This window comes from Dysgonomonas sp. HDW5B (assembly GCF_011299335.1).
GTDB lineage: Bacteria > Bacteroidota > Bacteroidia > Bacteroidales > Dysgonomonadaceae > Dysgonomonas_A.
The window spans coordinates 769,269-789,399 of sequence record NZ_CP049858.1; the positions used below are offsets into that span (position 1 = coordinate 769,269).

Here is a 20,131-nt window from a genome sequence, read left to right on the forward strand (position 1 = left end):
CATCTAGAAATAAACCACATACAACATTTCCCAATTTCCCGATTATTTTCCCGAAACATATCCATCTGTCTTGGACAACTTTGTAAACAGAAACAAGGTCTCTAAATAAAATAGATTAATATGGATTTACTTGAATTATTAAAAAAACCAGTGTGGCAAATGACAGGAGAAGAGTTATTATTTATTCAAAAGAATGGAATAGATACAACAGAGCATAAGAATAGCCCAAATACGATCACAGCAACGAATAGGAGATATGTTTATGGGTATGCAGGGATTGCTCAACTCTTTAATTGCAGTATACCTACTGCGGCTCGAATCAAAAACGGTGGGAGGATAAACAATGCCATAACTCAAATTGGGCGTAAAATTATTGTAGATGCGGAACTTGCTCTACAATTAGCTAATAAGAAAACGGGAGGCCGTTAATAAACAATCATCAGTCACTTAAAAGAAGGACTTCATATGATAGATGGTTTGAAATTACGAGTACATGGGGAATCATTACATACGATTCTCCAATGCCGCCAGCTTAACTTTATCAATAATAGTATAAAGCGGCAAGCAAAATATAAAGGATTAATAATTGAAATACTAGAGAATCCTTTTAGCTATTATATAAAAGGATCTATACATAAATTCAGCAATGAAGGCAAACATAATGCTAATCTTTTTACTCTAGAGGATTTTATACGAGCAATTATAAAGCTAGAAGATGAACTACATATTAATCGATACGAATTAACCGTACATCGAATAGAAGTAGGTGTCAATGTTTCATTGTCATATCCTCCTGAACATTTAATAAGCGATGTGACTAGAATTAATGCAAAGAAGCCTAATGATCACCCTTATGGTTTAGAAGTTCATTATCAGCAATACTCCTTTAAAATATATTCAAAGAGTAAACAAGTAAAAGAATATAAAAAGAATAATATTTTGCGTTTTGAGATTGCCTTTCATAAGATGATAAAGTTTAATCTGACTGTTCAAAAAATTATTACATTAGATGAATTAACAGATATCTCTGTTTGGCAAAAGATGGCTCTTATGCTAAAAGACAAAGTTAGATGTATTACGATGGTAGATTATAATGACTTGAACAGAATAGAAATGACTATAAATAAAGCTTTATTGTTTTATGAGTGGAGTAATCCCATTAGACTTAATCAGGAGCATAATAGATTAAAAAAAAGTAGAAGAGCAAAAAGTGTAGAGTTGATTTATTATAAATATGCCAACAATACTAAGTGAAATGAGCTTATATTACTTACTGACAAACAGATCAATTTAATGTGCAAATATGATTCCATTAATTAAATCCCATCCTATCAATATTTCTTATATAGTAATTTTATAGATAATAGTAGTAATGATTTTGCTAGATATTATAATGGAACATCTATATTGAGTAATAGAGAGTTTATTTTTTTAATATAATTATTAACTGGTAAGAGTTTGAATAATATCGGGTATATCTATTTTGAACAGGATATGTTTGATAGTGCTGTGGTAAACTATCAAAAAGCGTTATACCATTATGATAAGATCAAAAATAGCAGTCAACGAAAAATAGAAACGCTTACAAATATCAGTCGTAGTTATTAGGTTTCAGATAAACCGGATAGTGCATCTGTTTACTTTCAAAAGTGCTTATCCTTAGCTGAAAAAACACAGAACCAAGCGTATCAATTTTATTCTTTGAAGAATCTGGGCGTGGTATCTTATGGTATAAAAGACTATGATAAGGCTATTGAGTATTTTGAATCGGCACTGGCTGTAGATGTCGAGGATCAGGTAGATCGATTGGAGATTCAAAAAACGCATACTGCTTTACTGGATATCTACACTAAGATAGGTGATCTTAAGTCTGCCAAAGAATATGCACAGATTGTCATTGATGATCTTTCGGATGTAAAATATACTTATACTTTAAAAGTGATGTATGCTTCTCTGGCTGATTATTTTGAGCAAATGGGGGATTACAAAAAGGCTTTGGAGTATAGTAAGATGGAGAGGGATACTCAAGGGCAGATCGAGCGCCAAAGGGATGCGCCTGCTTTACTGGGGGCGGATAAGAAGTTCTATCTGGGACAAATGGATAACCAGGTAATGGAGTTCAGATCCAGGATGTATCTGTTAATGGTGACAGGGGTATGTGCGTTTGTTATTATGTTGTTTTTTTATCCTGATAGCTTGCCGAACTCATAAAAAGGATCAGGCGGAGATTCAGGCACATGTCGACAGGTATGAAGAGCTCAGAATTGTTCTTTTTGCCAGGTGGGATGAATATCCGAGGATAGAAGCGGAGATAAAATCAATACTTGAGGACGAATGAGCTATTTACTTTGTAAGACTATTGTTGTGCTAAAGTATAAAACTCCCGTAAGTTAATTACGAGAGTTTTATATTTTGTGGGGTAATGCCTTTTGTTCAACCTTGGTTTAGGAAGTCTTTACCCTAAAGAGGGGGCAACTCATTGTTTTTATTTTACATATGGTGTAATCGTGAGGAAACAAGGGCTCAAGTTATAAATTGGGGATATCCCAGTGCTCTATTACTTCTTTCGCTTTGTTCACAATTTCAAGCCATTTTGGATCATTTAAAATATCCAAAGGTAAATTAGATTCAGGCTTATTATAAGAGTCTAACATATTTCTAAATTCAATCAAGTACCATAATAAATCTTTGCTAATATCTTTATTGCGAACCTCATTTATAAAATCATCAAAACAAAAGCTATCAAATAATAGAGACACATCTTCATCAAAGCAAGAACTACTTTCCTTATTAGATCCCAACCAAGCATCGCTTAGTATATTCATATCAGAATAATACTTAATCGTATTATAAATATTATTTATCCACATTTTTTCCATAATAACATTTATTTTTTATACCTATATTCATTTGCAGGTATGTGGGAATTGGCTGCATTAGATGCTGTCGGATTGCCGTTTGCATCAATAACTTTACCATTTCTCACTTCTTTTACATATGGGGCTTATTGTGCAGAATTAGGACTATTGGGGTTACCTTGTTGTACACGTACATTATTTCCAGTTGGATTTGTAGGATCTTTGAAAATAGTACCCTGTCCATTTTTTGTAGTTTTCATATTATTTTGCATAGCTTCAGGTAATTGCTTTGTTACTTTTCCGCCAGCATCTCCTGCTGGACCTATAAGTTTGGTTGCCTCGGCCGTTGTACCTTTGCTTGCAGCCGAAAGACCTTTTCCTATAGCTTGTCCGGCTTTAGCTGTGGCCACAGCTACCCCTACATCAACAGCCATCCCTCCTAAAAATGCTCCGGTTGCAGAACCATTTCCTCCATTTATTTCTGCTGCTACAGCTTGCACACCATTCACGGTAGAAGAAACAGCCCCCATAGATACTTGATCCGCTGCCTGAACTAGAGCCTCTCCTATAGTTGTTGAAGTGGGAGCGGTAGCCATGTTGACAACCGTGTTAATAGGATGAGCTACTATATTGGCATACCCTTCGACTCTTTGTTCGGCACTGCTAACAAATGCATGGAGAAAATCTCTCCAATCCTTCCCATCAGGGTCAATATATTTCATTGGATTATTGCCCACATACACATACGGCGACCAACTATAATAGTTCTCACTATGGGGATCCATCGTAGTAAATCGATTATAGCCCGGGTCGTAGAATCTTGCACTATAATCATACTGATTCAATTCGTGACTTCGATCCAGTTCCTTGCCATTGTACTTAAACTCCTGCTTACCCTGCTCGGTCGTAGTCCCTTCGGCAAACGCCATGCCGAAAGGATAATACTGAGTTTTGGATGAAAGCACCTGCTACAATAGCCACTATACAGTTGTTTTTAAGATAACATTGATTTAATTATAGTATTTTGTTAGAAGAAAGGATCCATAGCAATACAGCTACCAAAACAACAAATAACCAACCAAATATTCTGTTAGAAATTTCATTTTCAAAATCATTCAAATCGTATTCTTTTGTTTTTTTTCGTTTTTTACTAAATAGTTTTCGAAAAGTTATATTTTCTTCTTTTAAGATATACTTTTTATAAAGGAAACGCATTAGAATACCAATGCTTAAAATAATTAGATTTCCTAATATGAGAACTAATATCTTCATTTTTCATTTACTTTATAAGATGATCCGATACCAATGGGATATGTAACTAGATTTCCACTACCGATTTGAGAATTAACAGTTCGAATTGTTTTATTCATCGACTTATTTATTGCTCCTCTTGCCGCAGGTTGTAATCTAGACAAAGATCCCTTAAATGCACGAGAAAATTGAGCAGCATTTAGTGTTTTTAAAGGTTGTAAACCAGGACCTGCGTTTCCTACTGGTACAAACCATGAAATGGTGCTAATAAAAGATCCAATACCATTATAATTCGTACTACCATCAAGATTCGTCAATGCCCCTCCTCCTGTAAATTCATTAGTCTTATTTCCACCTATAATTCCAAAAGTAAAAGGTTGTATAGAAACAAACACATCATTCAGTATGTTATAAGATATATTCTCAATTAAGTTATTAGAGCGGCTAAATCCTTCGATTAAAGATTCTGTTCCTTGATTAAGAGATTGTGGTTCACTAATACCTCCGATACTATTCTGGTTCCAGACAATTTGAGTCCCATCTGATAAATTATCAACATATGTTTCTCCAATATTTGTCATGGTCATGGTCATAGCGTTATCTCCTTCTCCAATAGTTTGAGTATAAGTTGCGTCATTACCTTCTCTCCATGTGTAGGCTGTTTCGTCTTCATTTTTATACCAATCCATTCCAGTCGGATCAATAAATCTCATCGGATTATTTCCTACATACACGTATGGACTCCAGCTATAATAGTTCTCACTATGTGGATCCATCGTCGTAAATCGACTATATCCCGGATCATAATACCTTGCACTATAATCATACTGATTCAGCTCATGACTTCGATCTAGTTCCTTACCATTGTACTTAAACTCCTGCTTACCCTGCTCGGTCGTAGTCCCTTCGGCAAACGCCATGCCGAAAGGATAATACTGATTACTCTGAACAACACTTGCCGAACCATTCGCTACTATCCGATTATTGCTCAAGTGATCCTTGATGTAAAAATAATAAGTATTTCCTTCAATATAACCATTATCGGTTAAGATTGTTTTTAAAGTGCCAGCTTCATAAATCTTATTACCAACATAATCAGTAGTTACAGAGGTTGTTAAGCTGGCATCAGTAGCAGTGCTGCCAAGTTCCGGCTTCCCATTTAATGCAGGATCGGATTTATGAATAACACGAAGCTTTGTTCCTGTAGCTGTATAGGTGTAATAATTTTTGGCTCGTGCAGTGACATGACTGATAACCATCTCTTGTGGCAGGTTCAAGCTATTGTAGAGAATGCCTTGTATCCCTTTATTGAGGTCTTTAGTCATTGCCCCATTCTTGTTGAAAGTATATTCAGCCGTAGTTACTTTACTGTAGTCTTTGAAATCAGCCGAAGCACTCAATGATACATTGGGCCCCGTATCGGTTATATAATTTAGCTGGTTACCGGTATAGTCTAGAGTCAGATTATCAATGATTTTATCGTTTACCCCTTGTGCCGTTACTCCATAACGTTGGATCGTTTTGATGTTACCCATCTTATCATAGCTGTAGGATGTTTGAAAATTACCGTCTCCTTTATACGTCGCCGATTTCATTCTTGACAGGTTATCATAGGCAAAGGTATAGGTACGGTTTTTTCCATCCTGTAACCAGTTTTGGGTAGCTATATTACCATTGAGGTTGTAGGTAAGCTTTTCTATGAAATGGTTATTTGTGATACTGTTGGTCCACGATCGGATATTATAGGCATAGGTGTTTTTTAAGTTCGGCTGATTATTTGAGCAAATAGGGGATTACAAAAAGGCTCTGGAATATAGTAAGTTGGAGAAAATACTCAAGGGCAGATCGAGCGGCAAAGGGATGCGTCTGCTTTATTGGAGGCGGACAAGAATTTCTATCTGGGACTAATGGATAACCAGGTAATGGAGTTCAGATCCAGGATGTATCTGTTAATGGTGACTGGGGTATGTGCGTTTCTTATTATGTTGTTTTTTATTCTGATGGCTTGCCGAACTCATAAAAAGGGTCAGGCGGAGATTCAAGCACATGTCGACAAATATGATGAACTGAGAATTGTACTTTTTGCCAGGTGTGATGAATATCCGAAAATTGAAGCGGAGATAAAATCAATACTAGAGGACGAATGAATGGGCTATTTAACTTGTAAAGGTATATTATACTATAATACAAAACTCCCGTAGATAAACCTACGGGAGTTTTGTATTTATGTTTGCCTCTTTTTCGTGAGATCTAGTGGGACAAACATTGTTAATAAGAATAGTCTTTAGCTATTACATATTATCCGAAAGGGAAAGAATCAGATAAGCTGGAATAATTTTTTAAATTGTTTTTATAATCCATTCTTTTCCTAAATCATGCCTGGTTGCTTCCTTGCCTTTAGGCAGATCTAAGATTGTAATAAGAGTTGGATCATGCTTTAACATTTCAGCTAAAGAAATAATCATAGCGTCTTCCTCTTTTAAGCCATCTTCTTTCCCTAAAAATTGCCAATCGCCATCACTTTCGTGCATAACATATACAATAGGAGACAGTTCCTTTAGAACAAATCTTGTTGTAAAAACATAAATATTAAGATTAGCTTCCATGTTTTTTATTGATTTTTATTACTCTTGCGTAAATTTTCTTCTTTAGATAGTATCTGGGCATTTGAACTAGCGTTGGTACCACCTTTAGACTTAGGTTTTACATGATCAACTTCTGCTTGATTCATATTCGCTTTAACTCCCTTTTTTGATCGGAGAATCTAGTTTTTTTCCGCTAAGGTCGCTTCTTAGTTCTCCTCCATTAGCATTTCGATTCGCTTCCAACAATCTTTTCTTATGTGCAGGCGTAAAATTCTTTCCTTCTCCTGTTTTCTTTGAGTCTGGAATATTTTCATATTTGCCTCCATCAGCCCGACCTTTCTGGCTTTCAAGGTTCATAGTCCCCTGAGTAAGTAATGAAGCTCCTTGGAAGACTGTTGATGCACCTGCTAATGCAGTAGGGATAGTTATTTCGCTAGAGAGTCCACCTGTACCAGCTGTGACCACTACAGATCCTCCTAAAGCAGCAGCTCCTCCATCGACCATAGCTGTTCCTACTATGATAGAACTTAAATCTCCTAAATCCTGACCACTATTATAATCGGAAGCATTGGAAGCTATTGTTGCTCCTCTATCGCGTACTTGAGTAAAACCTAAAGTTAAATTGTCTGATACAGCAGCAATAAAACCTAATACTTTATCCCAACCATCTTTACCGTCTGGATCAATAAATCGCATCGGATTGTTACGACAATACACATAAGGACTTAACCAAGGTTTCTTCTCGCTCAGTGGATCAGGTGTAGTAAACTAAATATTAGTTAATATAAACACTCCTATTATTTAGATATTAATAGGAGTGGCAGTTGATTATTAACCTATCAGAGTTTTATATCATTTATTATCTCTAAATAAAAATATTTTAGATTGCTTAGTCCCTCTCTCTCTATATATATATAAACTATCCATATTAGCAGGTCTATGAATAGAATCTCCTACTTCTAAAAAACCTGATTCTGAAAATTTTTGTCCATTTGACAACTCAAATAAATATGTCCCAGTATATACTCCACTCATTGACCGTTTTATTATTGTGCCGCAGTAATCATTGCTATTTTTAGAAAGAAAAGGATAATTTACTCCTTCCTCTACAATTATTTTTTCCCGATCTTCTTGCAGATAAAAATGGTAAAAAATTACAGCCAATACACAAAATAGAATATATATATATTTAATTTTTCTATTAATTTTTAACTTCATTGCATTTTATTTTCTAGTCATCCAATTCCAAAAGCTATTACCAATCTCTTTTTGTTTTTGACTTTGTTGTTCCCTATATTCGTCTCGTTGTTGTTTTTTCTCTTCTGTTTCTTTTGCTCCTCCTGTTTGGGTTGTGGTTCCTTTGGTAGCACTTATACCTATTCCAGGACTACCTAAACCAATATTAATACCAGTAGTTATTACTGGAACTCCATCTTGTGTAAGAGCTGTACTTTTTGTCACACCAACAACTACACCAGAAATTCCAACACTATATGTCTCATTCACAGATTCTCCTTCTATAGATTGGGCATTAAATGTAAAAGAATCGCCTTGGAGAAAAGTGAAACTAAGCCCTAGGCTAATGTCTCCTCCAGGTAAACCTGCACCAACCTCTGTTGTATTATAAGTGTTCAAAGTCTTTTGATCTTGACCTTTTAGTAAATAAGTATTAGACATACTTCCTCCACCTGCCAGACCTGCAGCCAATGATCCTCCCAGGCTCATGCTAATTGCAGCTGGTCTCGCTGCTTCTGCCATCATAGGTTCAACTTTTTGTTGAATAGCAGATGCCTTAATATTTTCTGGCTGACCAAAAAATCCAGGAGGAAAATCTGTTTGTTTACCATCTTTATCAACAAATCTCATCGGATTGTTCATGCAGTATACGTATGGCGACCAGTTGTAGAACTTCTCGGCTAGTGGATCTATCGTAGTAAATCGATTATAGCCCGGGTCGTAGAATCTTGCACTATAATCATACTGGTTTAGCTCATGACTTCGATCCAGTTCCTTGCCATTGTACTTAAACTCCTGCTTACCCTGCTCGGTCGTAGTCCCTTCGGCAAACGCCATGCCGAAAGGATAATACTGATTACTCTGAACAACACTTGCCGAACCATTCGCTACTATCCGATTATTGCTCAAGTGATCCTTGATGTAAAAATAATAAGTATTTCCTTCAATATAACCATTATCGGTTAAGATTGTTTTTAAAGTGCCAGCTTCATAAATCTTATTACCAACATAATCAGTAGTTACAGAGGTTGTTAAGCTGGCATCAGCAGCAGTGCTGCCAAGTTCCGGCTTCCCATTTAATGCAGGATCGGATTTATGAATAACACGAAGCTTTGTTCCTGTAGCTGTATAGGTGTAATAATTTTTGGCTCGTGCAGTGACATGACTGATAACCATCTCTTGTGGCAGGTTCAAGCTATTGTAGAGAATGCCTTGTATCCCTTTATTGAGGTCTTTAGTCATTGCCCCATTCTTGTTGAAAGTATATTCAGCCGTAGTTACTTTACTGTAGTCTTTGAAATCAGCCGAAGCACTCAATGATACATTGGGCCCCGTATCGGTTATACAATTTAGCTGGTTACCGGTATAGTCTAGAGTCAGATTATCAATGATTTTATCGTTTACCCCTTGTGCCGTTACTCCATAACGTTGGATCGTTTTGATGTTACCCATCTTATCATAGCTGTAGGATGTTTGAAAATTACCGTCTCCTTTATACGTCGCCGATTTCATTCTTGACAGGTTATCATAGGCAAAGGTATAGGTACGGTTTTTTCCATCCTGTAACCAGTTTTGGGTAGCTATATTACCATTGAGGTTGTAGGTAAGCTTTTCTATGAAATGGTTATTTGTGATACTGTTGGTCCACGATCGGATATTATAGGCATAGGTGTTTTTTAAGTTCGGCTGATTATTAGCTGTTGTGGTGTTTAATCTACCTAATTCGTCATATGTATTTTGGGCAAGCAGGACTTCTGATCCTGTGTTAAGCTTATGTTTTGTGCTGGTTAGCCGTCCTGCATGGTCATAAGCATACATATAGAGTTCAGTCTGCGTTGTTTTTCCACTAGCCATATGCACATGCATTTTCTGAGTAGGGCTTCCGGCAAAGGTATAGGCGATGTATTCTTTCTCTATTCCTCCCGGCAGGTGGTTGTTGGATTTGGTCTGGATAACTTGTCCTTTGTAATCATAATACATAACGCTGTAGATACCACTTGCCGAACCATCCAGTAGTGCTGTCCAGCTACCGGTCAATAAGCCTTTGTGTCCTCCGGTGTATTGTACTCCATATCCGGCGATAGTTTCGGGTTTAAAGTGAGTATCCGTAATGGCTGGAATGCCATTTAATCCCATAAACTCGTAACTGTCATAATAATTCGCAGTTAAAACAGAGAAGGTAGATGGAGTAGCGCCACTAATAGTATAGCCTTTAAATGTATTTGTTGCTTTCGCCCAAGTGGCATTAACTACAATATTATCAAGTGAACCTATGGTTATAGCTGTTTCTGTTGTTGCAGTTCCGATTTTCATCTTGGTACAGATACCACTTAATCTAGCTCTTCCCAATGCATCGGGAAGGGAAAATAGCCATTCTCCTTTAGTTCGTTGCTCTCCGTCTTGTGTGAAGATCAGGCGGTCGGCTTTGTCATATACATAGTAGATCCACTCGGCTCCGGGCAGTTTCTTGTGTACACAACGGTTACGCCCGTCATAACGGTAGATATAGGCATATTGGGCTACGGGGGTGCTGTTGGTATTGTCCCATGAGCCGGTATACTGAATAAGTATATCCGAAACTAAAGGGGGTAATACGAAGCAAAGGTTGCCGAAATCATCGTAAACGTAATAGGTATCTAGCCTTTCTTCTTTATTGTCTTTATCCAGGTTTATTTGGCGGGTAAGCACAACTTGTCCGAGCTTGTCTTTAAACTCATAAGATAGATTTCCGACTTCATCTTTTAGTTCGGTTATATAGAGTTCATTGGCTGCATAGTTACCGCTTCTTTTTACTTTGGTAGTTAACCCTGAACCATCTACAGTAAAAAGGGAGCAAATGAGTTTGGCTTCTCCTGTGGCCACATTGGTCAGATAGCGGGTTTTTACTGCCCCTGTGGATTTCCAGTCTGCTCCCGGTCCGTATTGTTCCAGCACCCTGTTTAAAGGGGAAGCTTCATAGACCGGTTTACTGTAGGCTACCGAATCTCCATAGGTGGTATTGGCTTTTGTTTTTACATTAGCCAGGGTCATAAAGGCTCCGTTATTCCCTGCTCCCACAGATGGAAGCCAGCTTCTTTCTTCGCGTCCGAAGGGATCGTATTCCTGATAGGTGACCAGATCGGATTTAGTAGGGGTTATTCCTCTTTGGACGGTCTGTATGGGACGACCTAGTCCATCGAAATATTGGATCTGAGTCATTACATTTACATCGCCTTCTATGGTTCTGTCTACGGTGATGCTTCCGTCTTTATAGCTTACCGAATTGGTTTGCCCCAGTGGGGTCAGAGTGACAATATAGTTCTGATTGGCGGAGATATTTGTTGTAGATGTTTGAGCACTACATGCTGCTGTATTGACACGAAAGGTCATGCTGCTTGTACTTGTTGCTTTAAAAGAAAAGCCGTTTTGAAGACTAAACCCTTTACAGGCTTCATTGATCGAAGTTGTGGGTGCGGCTTTATATTCAATAACATCTTTTTGTGCTTGTAGCCCTATACTGATACAAAGGGCAAATATGTATAATAGGTGTTTCTTCATTGCCTTTTAGTTTTTATTTTGTGCTTTGAGCTGGTCTACTTCTTTTCTAAGTTCTATCGTATACAGGGTTAGCTCTTCGATCTTTTGCAATAGCTTGATTTGAAATTCATTCATACTGAGTCCTTCTTCCTGCATTTGTTTCTCGGAGGGAATTTCGGGTAGATGTTTATTCTCTTGTACAAATTGTTCTACTTCGCTTAGCGGTTTTAAGTTGTAAGAATCATGAAAGACATAGTCTGCACCGGTTAATACCTGTACTTTTACTTCTGTTGCTGAAATCACACCTCGAACATCCAGTTTTGCTTGTGGATTTTCAGTGCCGATACCAACATTACCTGCAGGAGAGATACGCATGCGTTCTTGCAAGCCCTCAATGCCGGGGAGCCAGCCTGATGCATTGGTGTAGAATACCAATGCGGTATGTTGTACATAGGCAAGGTTGGCTTGGTAAGCATTATACCTGATGGCTGCAATACGTGCTCCGATCTGATCTGGAGTCATATCCCGGTATCCGCTGAAATCAATAGTATATTGATGGGCTATACTTCCAAGAGGTACGTTCAGATTGCCTGCATCTCCGATGCGTCCAATACGTAAGTTTGAGTTTAGATTTCCTGCGGCATCTGTTGTCATTATTTTTTGCCAGGTGTTCCATGTTGAATTATTGAAATTTCCTGTTCTGTAATATATACCTCCGTCATTGAAGTTGAGCTGATGGTTTAGGTTTCCACTGGCATTTTCCCACGGTGCAAGGGTGATGTTGCCCGAGTACTCACCGCTTCCGGGCACTCCTATGGTTGAGCGTCTTTTAAAATCAACCCGCAAGGTTTTTTTTGTAAAATTGGGAAGGTCATTAATGTCTCTGGTATCATAGACTGTGACTCCGGTGGCTAAATTTTGTGAATAAGAAATCGTTGGTATGATTGCTGCCAATAGGGATAGAATTATATATTGTTTCATAACTATTTCTTTTATTGGTTTTGATAGTGATACTCGTTTACTTGAATAATTTTCTTGACTCCGTTTTCTATAATGTAGGTTTCTTTTAAGCGCCCAAATGCATCATAGTCATAGTAGGTAGTCACTCCACGAGGGTCGGTCATTGTCAAAACGCCGACCAATGGTTTATAGGTGTAGGTGGTTACTAAGGCATTGGGGAATGCATTTTGTAAACTTCCGTCTTTGAGCTTCGCTTCAGTGGGGATTGCCTGTTTTGAAAGGGCATCAATGCTTGTTACTGAAAATACGGATTTAACAATGTTTTCTATTTCAGCATAAGTATAACTCATAATATTAATCTCAGCTATAGGGTGTTGCCCGTTGTATGACCACAAATAAACTATTTTTGTTGCATCGTCTTTAGTGATATATAAAGGATTACCATAGCTGTCGTAATTAAGATAGGTAATATTTGAAAAAGTAGCATCTTTCGATGTTTGCTTTAATGCAGAGCTCAACTCTATAATCTTATTAGTATTAAAAAAATCAAAATTAAATACTCTTTTTTCTATTTGTTTATTATCTACAACTTTTGTTATTTGAATAGGGTATGCTATTATATTTCGAACTACCATAGAATCATAAATAGCTGATTGCTGATCAAAACAATATTCATAAGTTGTCCTTAATATTTTCCCTTTGCTATCTATCTGTTCTTGTGATGTTACCTGTTGATAATTCGGGTTTGTATAAGCAAAATTGCTTTGAGAAATATTAGTGTTATTCCCCAAGGTTTGAGTTATAGTTTTTTTGTTTAAGAATACTTTCGCAGAAGTTACATTGTAGTATCCCCAACTATATAGATCATACTTTTCTTGATTACCATCACAAAGATTCGTGATGTAAACATTATTTATATTAAGGCTTTTATATGAAGGAACACCCTGTGTTTTTATGGTGTATTCATTAATTTCTTTCTTTATTTCATAAAATTTACCGGATTCATATTTATAATCGATTTTACTCTTTAGTAATCCTCCTTGATAATCATTTATAGAATAAGGAGTAGAGATATTAACAAAGTGTGGTTTATTGAGAAGTTGTGGATCGCGTTGAAAAGATCTAGTAGAATACTCATAATCAGTCCTCAAAACCTCATTATTTCCATTCTTTCGTTCTTCTCTTACATACCAGTATTGAATAGGATAACCGACATCAGGGCTTATTGGCTGTTGATAAAATTCCCGACAATGCATCCAATCAGCCAATAGTAGCATTTCTGGGTTACAATCTCTTATAGAAAAATCTCTTACAAACTTAGGTTCCGGTGATTCGACTCCAGTACTTTTTGAGTCTTTCTCGTAAATATACGACACACTTTCAAGTAAAGAACCCTTAGAATCATAATTATAAATATTATTTATTCTTAGTCCTCCAACGCTTTTTTCTGCCACAAAAGATTTAACCGGCTCAGTATAAGTATATAATACCTCTGCCGGATAAGGGGTTTTGGGAGCACCCGGAGCAACAGGCCCCTCATCTCCCATTTCCAGAATCAATTTGTATTTACCACTAGTAAGATATAGAGGTTTTTTTAAAGTACTGTCATCATAAGAATATATTAAAATGCTCAATTCTTTATTATGTTCATACTCTGCAGTTGTATTTCCATCCGCAAGCCAAGTGCTTACTGTTTTACCATTGCTGTCTACTAATTTTAATGTTGTTTTATATAAACCTGTAGTATGATATGCAAGTTTTGCTTTTACAATAAATCTACTATATTTTGCTATTGAAACTTCTTGCTCTATCTTTCCGTAAGTACTTAACTTTAATGATTTGTTTACTAAGTTTTCGTAAATAATAGAATCATTTGCTACAACTCTATTATTGTCAAAGTCGAAGACTGTATATCCCCCTGTCGGATAAATGATTCTCTCAATAGAACCGTACTTTGCTTCTTTAGAGGCTATTCTATTATTTGTAGCTATAAATGGGTAATCTATAACAGATTCCGGTAAATCAGGAATATATAGATAAAGAGATGATACGTTTGGGTTATAATACCCCCATTTATCTTGATAAACACTTCCTCTACCGGGTAATAAGTTCTCTTTGTGATACTTAAATTCGCGATACTTTATTTGCTCTTCCGGGGTTGATTTTATTATCTGAGTTAAAAAAAGTCTATCGGTATCCGAATAAGTTAGATTATATTCATAATTAAAATTTCCTTTGTTGTCGTAAAACTTAATGGTCTTTATTTGTTTTTCTGTTTTGATATCGGAATATCTCTCAAATGACAAATACCCTTGTCCTGGTATTGTTATCTTTGACAAAATTTTATAGACGTCTTTTGTTACATAAGATTCTGAAGTTTTTTCGCCTAAGAGCTGAGTTAAGGGATGGTCCTTGGGATAAAAAGAGGAGCTCATCATAAAAACATGATACCTATATTTCAATGGGGAAGTATCTCCACTTTTTGCTGAATATTCAAAAGAAGCTAATGTTATTCCTTCCGGAGATTTGATATCACTTAGCCACCATGTATCACAGTATAAATGTCCATTTACTGTCTCTGACATTTCTCCCTCCTTAAATATATATCGGATTCCATTTTCGTCTGCAATTTCCCACGTTCCAATTGCATTTCTGTTTTTTAGAGGACTAACTATTACTTTCAGATCAGAATAAGGTATTGTTCTGAAATCTCCATAATTATCACAAAAAAATTTGACTGTTTTGCCATTTACATTAAATGTAAATATATCAGGTTCTGTATCTGGAGATTTGTATGAAAGATTCTGAAGAACAAGTTTATCCGTTATGTCATCCATAACTATTGGTTTATGACCTTTATTCTGCTTTGAATAATTGAAAAATCCGTTAGGGTTTTCATCTCTACCTCCCTTAATTTCGCGAGTAATACAACCTCCGGCTGAAAGTGCCCAACCTGTACCCACTGAGCTAGGAGTATCATCTATTTTTATACCACCTGAGTGATAATCAAGGCTCACGTTTAGTGCTATATCCTTATTTAATTGAAATTGATATAAATCAACTGAAATACCAACTGTTCCTGTATAATGTCCAATAGGATAGCTTCCGAATCGACCTAAGGCTGCTGCATTTGGAGATAATGGAGTGACCTGTGGGAGTGTTACATCTTTATCCTGTTGTCCTTGGGCTATAATAGCTAAGCCAACAAACAAAAGTAATACTGTTATTAATCCTTTTCTCATATTTTGATTTTCTATTTTGGATATCATCTTTTTTGTCTTTTACCTTTTAATAAACTTATCACTAGTCACTTTCTCATTTGTTTGAATTCTTAAGATATACGTCCCCTTAGCAAGATTGCTACAATCAATATACTCGGTATGTAACCCTTTATCTTGTTTGCTTATTGGTAGATTCTTAATAAGCTTCCCCTCCATCGAATATATCGTCACATTAACAGTTGTTGAAGTTTCTAAATAATATTCCAAAGTCAATTGTGATTCTACCGGATTGGGATAGAAATTGTAAGATAATTTAATTTCTGTTTCTGGGTTCGTTATCGGATTATCTATCTCCTTGTTATGATCTAAATTCCAAAGACTGTCTAAAACTGCTAAATTATCCTTATCATCATCCAGATACAAATGCTCTTGGGGAGGAAAAAAGAAAGCGGTTTGATACTCCTGAGTATTTAGAGTATCCGTTGTATTGATAGCCCTGATTGTTTCAAAAATAGGATAACGGTATCCTTTGGAATACCATTTATAAGACTCCACCACCATTTCCAAAGAGTCATTCAGGGCAGGGTTAATACTTCGTATGATCTCTGAAATAGTCTGAACAGTCTTAATACGCAATACATGGCTCAAAGTATCTCCTGTGGGTAGGATAATGGCTCCATAGGCATCTGCTTGAGTAGTAATACTGCCTTTCGTATCGAAAGGTATTTTACCTGAATAGATTCCTTCGGATTGATAGCTGTTTGTTTGGCTCTGTTTATAATTAGTAGGATATGTAGCAGCCACTACAGATTGTGTATAGTGTAACAAATTGGTTGGATTCTCATGTCCTAATAGTAAGAGTTGATTATCTTTTAACTGATAGTAGTACATGGTATTGTGTTCTGTACCGATAATCAGTGAATTTTGATCAGTATTGTTGGATTGTATGGTGTCATAGCCCATGACATAATATGAACTTTCCTGTAATACCGGAGAAGAATAAACCAGCGAATATTCGTCATTGACTGATTTCAGTTTACCAAAATCCCAGATAACCTTCTCTCCTGAGCGTCCGGGATCTTTGTAATCGACTTGTTGTTTGATGATTTCATCACCGGGACGGAGCCCGTTATGCTGTAGATTGATCTGTCCGAATAAGACTAGTGGACAGAAGATCAAAATCAAAAGGGGTAAAGCTTTCATATAGTTGTTGTTTATTGTTTCGCTGTTATTGTAGTTTTTTTAATTGTTCTTGGAGTTTTTCTATTACCTCTTTTTGTTCTAAGCTACTATTTTCTTGTGCTTGAATTCGTTTTTCTTGTTGAATGACATATAGGGTTAATTCTTCGATCTTTTGAAGAAGCTTAGCTTGTATTTCACCAATATTTATACCTTCTTCTTTGACTTGAATTTCTGATGGAATATTAGGTAAATGCTTATGTTCTTTTATATGGTCTTCCACTTCTTTTAATGAAGGAAGTTTATAGTCTGTGTCGAATACAAAATCTGACCATCCTATAAGGTCTACTTCTATATTCTGAGCATGAATAGTTCCTGCTACATCCAGAAGCTTTTTAGGATTATTTGTGCCAATACCAACATTACTTTTGAAATAATTAGACTGGCTGCCTGTTACCCACATATTTCGAGCTAATGATGTCCCACTTGGATTAACATAGTTTTCTATTTGATTTTTAGAAGGGTATAAAATACCTTCTATAGTCAAAGAAGTGTTTGTAAATAGAGGTGTTTGGGGATAATTTGAATGATAATTATAAGTGGCTGCCCCTCTTAACCAAATTATCAAATATAAACCATTACTAGTTCCAGTTATATCTTGCCATCCTCCGATAAAATATTTAGCTGAAGGTTGATCCTGCTTTATATCGGCATCTACAAAATTAGAACCATGTCCCCATCTTGTTACATGAAATTTGAATGTAGCCATAACTGATCCATTCCATTGAGAATCTCCATGAACATTTGATCTACCTAGTTCTAAAATAGTTACTTCATTTGAATTCCAACCATTGTCACTAAATGCAACCGGATAATAAGTATTCTGATCTCCAGCAATAGTAAAGCTACCTGAGTTGCTTGTGGCTGTACTTCTTAATGATACAGTTTTGATATTATTTAAGGAACTGTCAGTCATAAAAGACTGATGGAAAGCAATAGAGTCTTGACTTCTTTTGTCTAAATCAAAATTTTCATTTACTTGTGCTTGAGTAAGTGTAGGTAATAGTATCCCGACTTTAATTAAGAAGAATATATTTTTCATTATTATTGCAGATTTTTTATTTGTTCTTTTAATTCTTTGTTTTCTTGCTTTATATATTGGATTTCTTTATTCTGATCTATCATATACAGAGTAAGTTCTTCTATTTTCTGAAGACGCTTTATTTGAAATTCGTTCACATTAAGTCCTTCAGCTTGCATTTATTGTTCACTAGGAACCTCAGGGAGATGTTTGTTTGTTTTAATAAAATGCTCTACTTCTGATAGTGGTTTTAAATCATAATCAGGATTGAATACATGGTCGGCTCCAGCGGTAATATCAATAGTCACTTCTCTGGCTTTGAGTGGACCAGCAATTTCGACACCTCCGGTATGGATCATTGAGAAAAGCTTTTTCCCCCCATACATGATATCCAGATAAGCAGTACCGGGTGTATCCCGTGAAGTAAAATACCAGGGTCCTCCGGTATGACGATAAGGAGTGATTGCTATTCTATTGACAATTCCGCCATTGCTTGGATCTATTTGCTTTCCTACAGTTAAAAGGCTACTGATAGAACCGGTTCCTTCTACGTCAAGTTTGCTGGTCGGATTAGTTGTTCCTATACCGACATTCCCTTTTTCCATAAAATGGTTTCCATTTCCTCTGATCATTAAACTCCCTGAACTATTTACATCTTCATTAATTATTGTAGATACAGAAAAATCCGGAATATTTACGGGAGATGGATTTTCGTTGATTTGAATCTGGCCAAATGTTGTTAATGCAGTAACCTTTGTATGCATATAAGTAAGTCTAACTTTGTAATGGCTATAGTTTCTTATATCGAGATATACAGGAATGGCTTTATTGGTATATCCTCCCTCCTGTGTTGCTAAGTTATAGGATGTACCTAATATTATCTTAGCATTATGATTTATACCTTGAGAGTCGATTAATTTAACCTCCGGACTCCCTTGTCCACCCTGTGCATATCCAATCTCAACTGAGTACTTTTCATATCCTGTTGAATAGTTAATATTAAATAACTCTACAATTATCACTCCCCCGGGTTGCCAGTTGTAGGAGTTATAACCAACTGTTGCAATTTCAAATCTTCTGGCTTGTGTTCCATTAGCAAAGAAGCTACCAATAACACTGGTTTGTATTCCATTCTGGTTAGTATGGATTTGACAAAACGCAGGAATACTAACTAGGGTCAGAGATATAATGAGTATTCTTTTCGAAAAAGTAGATTGCATTCTATTAATTATAGGGAATATTACATCGGATAAATGTTTTCTTTCATAAAGCTACGCTCTAATGGTTAGGTTATTATTATTTTATTTAAAACGTTGGGTTGACTATTTTGTCGCAGGAACGGACTTCATTATGTCGAGGATTAATTTGCCTGAATGCTAGGGCCTGGACAAATAGCATAAGAATCATGCTAAATATTAACTGCATATAAATATTTTTGTTAGTTAATTGTTGATTGGATTAACTTAATGATTGTTTCTATTGAAAATATCTTTATTTTAACATAAATAATTCATTTTTAGATTAAAATAAGTGAACAAAGATATTTTTTTTTAACATGAAGAGATAGCTTATTTCACATTTAACTGTATTTGTTTAAAATATTAGAAATAAAAAATAAATAAGTGAGTTTTTGACGAGAAAATAATGGGATAAATTCCCGGATAGGCTTAAATCATAACAGAAATCTAATAAATCTGCCCAAAATCCTTAAGTGTTTTTAATCTCCTTTGGGTATAGATAAAAATAGTATCTCAGGCGGTAAGTATTTTTAGTAATTTAATTTATCCCGGTGAAGTTTCGGAGTCAGATTCTTTTGCTTCGACCTTTTTCTCCATTATTCTGGGCTTAACAGTAAATAATACACGATTTTTTAAGATTGCAAAGTCATCATAGTTAACACTAATATTGCTCATTTGAGGAAAACTTCTTAGAACCTCTATCGCTTGGGTTATACTATTAAAGTTTGTAGCCAAAGTTGTACGATACTCTCCACTTTCAAGGTATCTTCTTTCCTCTTCCAATAACAGATACCCTTTGGCTTCCAGAATTTCAAATACATGCTTTGATAACTCTTTTTTCTTTGCTTGATAGCTCTTCATTTTCTTTGATTAAATGTTAATAGAGTGTAGATATATAAAAGTATAATTTTTTTACGAGAAAAATCTATAAATGCTGGTACAGAATCATTTAGACATTATATTTTTGTTTTACGATTGTATAGGGAACTACTCTCAAAATCCTGTT

Annotated in this window: 19 protein-coding genes; 4 read left to right on the forward strand and 15 right to left on the reverse strand. The window is 35.9% G+C overall.

The window, feature by feature from the left end; translation table 11 throughout:
* Positions 1-120 precede the first annotated feature (120 nt).
* From G7051_RS03075 to G7051_RS03090, 4 genes are all read left to right on the forward strand, one after another.
* Positions 121-429, forward strand: a complete 309-nt coding sequence (locus G7051_RS03075; protein ID WP_166198451.1) for a DUF3853 family protein — start codon at positions 121-123, stop codon at positions 427-429.
* A gap of 36 nt (positions 430-465) precedes the next feature.
* Positions 466-1,254: a hypothetical protein gene (locus G7051_RS03080; protein ID WP_166198453.1), complete on the forward strand. Its 789-nt coding sequence runs from the start codon at positions 466-468 to the stop codon at positions 1,252-1,254.
* A gap of 204 nt (positions 1,255-1,458) precedes the next feature.
* Entirely contained in the window at positions 1,459-1,608 is a 150-nt protein-coding gene (locus G7051_RS18410; protein ID WP_166198455.1) for a tetratricopeptide repeat protein, read from the forward strand.
* 93 nt (positions 1,609-1,701) lie between these two features.
* A complete protein-coding gene (locus tag G7051_RS03090; protein ID WP_166198457.1) occupies positions 1,702-2,211 on the forward strand; it encodes a tetratricopeptide repeat protein in 510 nt (169 codons plus the stop codon).
* Positions 2,212-2,528: 317 nt separating this feature from the next.
* Here the strand turns inward: G7051_RS03090 and G7051_RS03095 are convergent, their stop codons facing one another.
* The 15 genes from G7051_RS03095 to G7051_RS03165 all read right to left on the reverse strand — a co-directional run bounded on the left by G7051_RS03095 (position 2,529) and on the right by G7051_RS03165 (position 19,986).
* Positions 2,529-2,879 carry a hypothetical protein gene (locus tag G7051_RS03095; RefSeq protein ID WP_166198459.1) on the reverse strand — a complete coding sequence of 117 codons (351 nt, stop codon included), beginning with the start codon at positions 2,877-2,879 and terminating at the stop codon, positions 2,529-2,531.
* Positions 2,880-3,004: 125 nt separating this feature from the next.
* Complete coding sequence (locus tag G7051_RS03100) at positions 3,005-3,823, reverse strand: RHS repeat-associated core domain-containing protein (protein WP_255493302.1); 819 nt, start codon at positions 3,821-3,823, stop codon at positions 3,005-3,007.
* A gap of 49 nt (positions 3,824-3,872) precedes the next feature.
* Positions 3,873-4,130, reverse strand: coding sequence for a hypothetical protein (locus G7051_RS03105; protein ID WP_166198461.1), 258 nt, complete (start codon positions 4,128-4,130; stop codon positions 3,873-3,875).
* On the reverse strand, positions 4,127-5,704 hold the full coding sequence (locus G7051_RS03110; RefSeq protein WP_166198463.1) for an RHS repeat-associated core domain-containing protein: 1,578 nt from the start codon (positions 5,702-5,704) through the stop codon (positions 4,127-4,129). Before G7051_RS03110 ends, G7051_RS03105 begins: the two co-directional genes overlap by 4 nt.
* Before the next feature lie 744 nt (positions 5,705-6,448).
* The gene (locus tag G7051_RS03115; protein ID WP_166198465.1) at positions 6,449-6,715 is read right to left on the reverse strand and encodes a hypothetical protein; all 267 of its coding nucleotides are present in this window, start codon (positions 6,713-6,715) and stop codon (positions 6,449-6,451) included.
* Positions 6,716-6,720: 5 nt separating this feature from the next.
* Positions 6,721-6,840 (reverse strand): HNH endonuclease signature motif containing protein, encoded by a 120-nt coding sequence (locus G7051_RS18415; protein ID WP_166198467.1) that lies wholly within the window; start codon positions 6,838-6,840, stop codon positions 6,721-6,723.
* Between the two features lie 7 nt (positions 6,841-6,847).
* Positions 6,848-7,390: a hypothetical protein gene (locus G7051_RS03125; RefSeq protein WP_166198469.1), complete on the reverse strand. Its 543-nt coding sequence runs from the start codon at positions 7,388-7,390 to the stop codon at positions 6,848-6,850.
* Positions 7,391-7,546: 156 nt separating this feature from the next.
* Positions 7,547-7,912 carry a hypothetical protein gene (locus tag G7051_RS03130; RefSeq protein ID WP_166198471.1) on the reverse strand — a complete coding sequence of 122 codons (366 nt, stop codon included), beginning with the start codon at positions 7,910-7,912 and terminating at the stop codon, positions 7,547-7,549.
* A 6-nt stretch (positions 7,913-7,918) separates the two neighbouring features.
* Positions 7,919-11,467, reverse strand: a complete 3,549-nt coding sequence (locus G7051_RS03135; protein ID WP_255493303.1) for a DUF6443 domain-containing protein — start codon at positions 11,465-11,467, stop codon at positions 7,919-7,921.
* A gap of 6 nt (positions 11,468-11,473) precedes the next feature.
* Complete coding sequence (locus tag G7051_RS03140) at positions 11,474-12,427, reverse strand: hypothetical protein (RefSeq protein ID WP_166198473.1); 954 nt, start codon at positions 12,425-12,427, stop codon at positions 11,474-11,476.
* 11 nt (positions 12,428-12,438) lie between these two features.
* The gene (locus G7051_RS03145) at positions 12,439-15,648 is read right to left on the reverse strand and encodes a hypothetical protein (protein WP_166198475.1); all 3,210 of its coding nucleotides are present in this window, start codon (positions 15,646-15,648) and stop codon (positions 12,439-12,441) included.
* Positions 15,649-15,687: 39 nt separating this feature from the next.
* Positions 15,688-16,830: a T9SS type A sorting domain-containing protein gene (locus G7051_RS03150; protein WP_166198477.1), complete on the reverse strand. Its 1,143-nt coding sequence runs from the start codon at positions 16,828-16,830 to the stop codon at positions 15,688-15,690.
* 25 nt (positions 16,831-16,855) lie between these two features.
* Positions 16,856-17,908 carry a hypothetical protein gene (locus G7051_RS03155; protein ID WP_166198479.1) on the reverse strand — a complete coding sequence of 351 codons (1,053 nt, stop codon included), beginning with the start codon at positions 17,906-17,908 and terminating at the stop codon, positions 16,856-16,858.
* Between the two features lie 158 nt (positions 17,909-18,066).
* A complete protein-coding gene (locus tag G7051_RS03160) occupies positions 18,067-19,107 on the reverse strand; it encodes a hypothetical protein (RefSeq protein ID WP_166198481.1) in 1,041 nt (346 codons plus the stop codon).
* 561 nt (positions 19,108-19,668) lie between these two features.
* Entirely contained in the window at positions 19,669-19,986 is a 318-nt protein-coding gene (locus G7051_RS03165; RefSeq protein ID WP_166198483.1) for a hypothetical protein, read from the reverse strand.
* Positions 19,987-20,131 lie beyond the last annotated feature (145 nt).

Excerpts from the sequence above, each read along its gene's own strand:
- G7051_RS03075 (WP_166198451.1), top strand. The coding sequence starts at position 121 with ATGGATTTACTTGAATTATTAAAAAAACCAGTGTGGCAAATGACAGGA.
- G7051_RS03080 (WP_166198453.1), top strand. The coding sequence starts at position 466 with ATGATAGATGGTTTGAAATTACGAGTACATGGGGAATCATTACATACG.
- G7051_RS03095 (WP_166198459.1), bottom strand. The coding sequence starts at position 2,879 with ATGGAAAAAATGTGGATAAATAATATTTATAATACGATTAAGTATTAT.
- G7051_RS03105 (WP_166198461.1), bottom strand. The coding sequence starts at position 4,130 with ATGAAGATATTAGTTCTCATATTAGGAAATCTAATTATTTTAAGCATT.
- G7051_RS03110 (WP_166198463.1), bottom strand. The coding sequence starts at position 5,704 with ATGAAATCGGCGACGTATAAAGGAGACGGTAATTTTCAAACATCCTAC.
- G7051_RS03115 (WP_166198465.1), bottom strand. The coding sequence starts at position 6,715 with ATGGAAGCTAATCTTAATATTTATGTTTTTACAACAAGATTTGTTCTA.
- G7051_RS18415 (WP_166198467.1), bottom strand. The coding sequence starts at position 6,840 with ATGAATCAAGCAGAAGTTGATCATGTAAAACCTAAGTCTAAAGGTGGT.
- G7051_RS03125 (WP_166198469.1), bottom strand. The coding sequence starts at position 7,390 with ATGCGATTTATTGATCCAGACGGTAAAGATGGTTGGGATAAAGTATTA.
- G7051_RS03130 (WP_166198471.1), bottom strand. The coding sequence starts at position 7,912 with ATGAAGTTAAAAATTAATAGAAAAATTAAATATATATATATTCTATTT.
- G7051_RS03135 (WP_255493303.1), bottom strand. The coding sequence starts at position 11,467 with ATGAAGAAACACCTATTATACATATTTGCCCTTTGTATCAGTATAGGG.
- G7051_RS03140 (WP_166198473.1), bottom strand. The coding sequence starts at position 12,427 with ATGAAACAATATATAATTCTATCCCTATTGGCAGCAATCATACCAACG.
- G7051_RS03145 (WP_166198475.1), bottom strand. The coding sequence starts at position 15,648 with ATGAGAAAAGGATTAATAACAGTATTACTTTTGTTTGTTGGCTTAGCT.
- G7051_RS03150 (WP_166198477.1), bottom strand. The coding sequence starts at position 16,830 with ATGAAAGCTTTACCCCTTTTGATTTTGATCTTCTGTCCACTAGTCTTA.
- G7051_RS03155 (WP_166198479.1), bottom strand. The coding sequence starts at position 17,908 with ATGAAAAATATATTCTTCTTAATTAAAGTCGGGATACTATTACCTACA.
- G7051_RS03160 (WP_166198481.1), bottom strand. The coding sequence starts at position 19,107 with ATGCAATCTACTTTTTCGAAAAGAATACTCATTATATCTCTGACCCTA.
- G7051_RS03165 (WP_166198483.1), bottom strand. The coding sequence starts at position 19,986 with ATGAAGAGCTATCAAGCAAAGAAAAAAGAGTTATCAAAGCATGTATTT.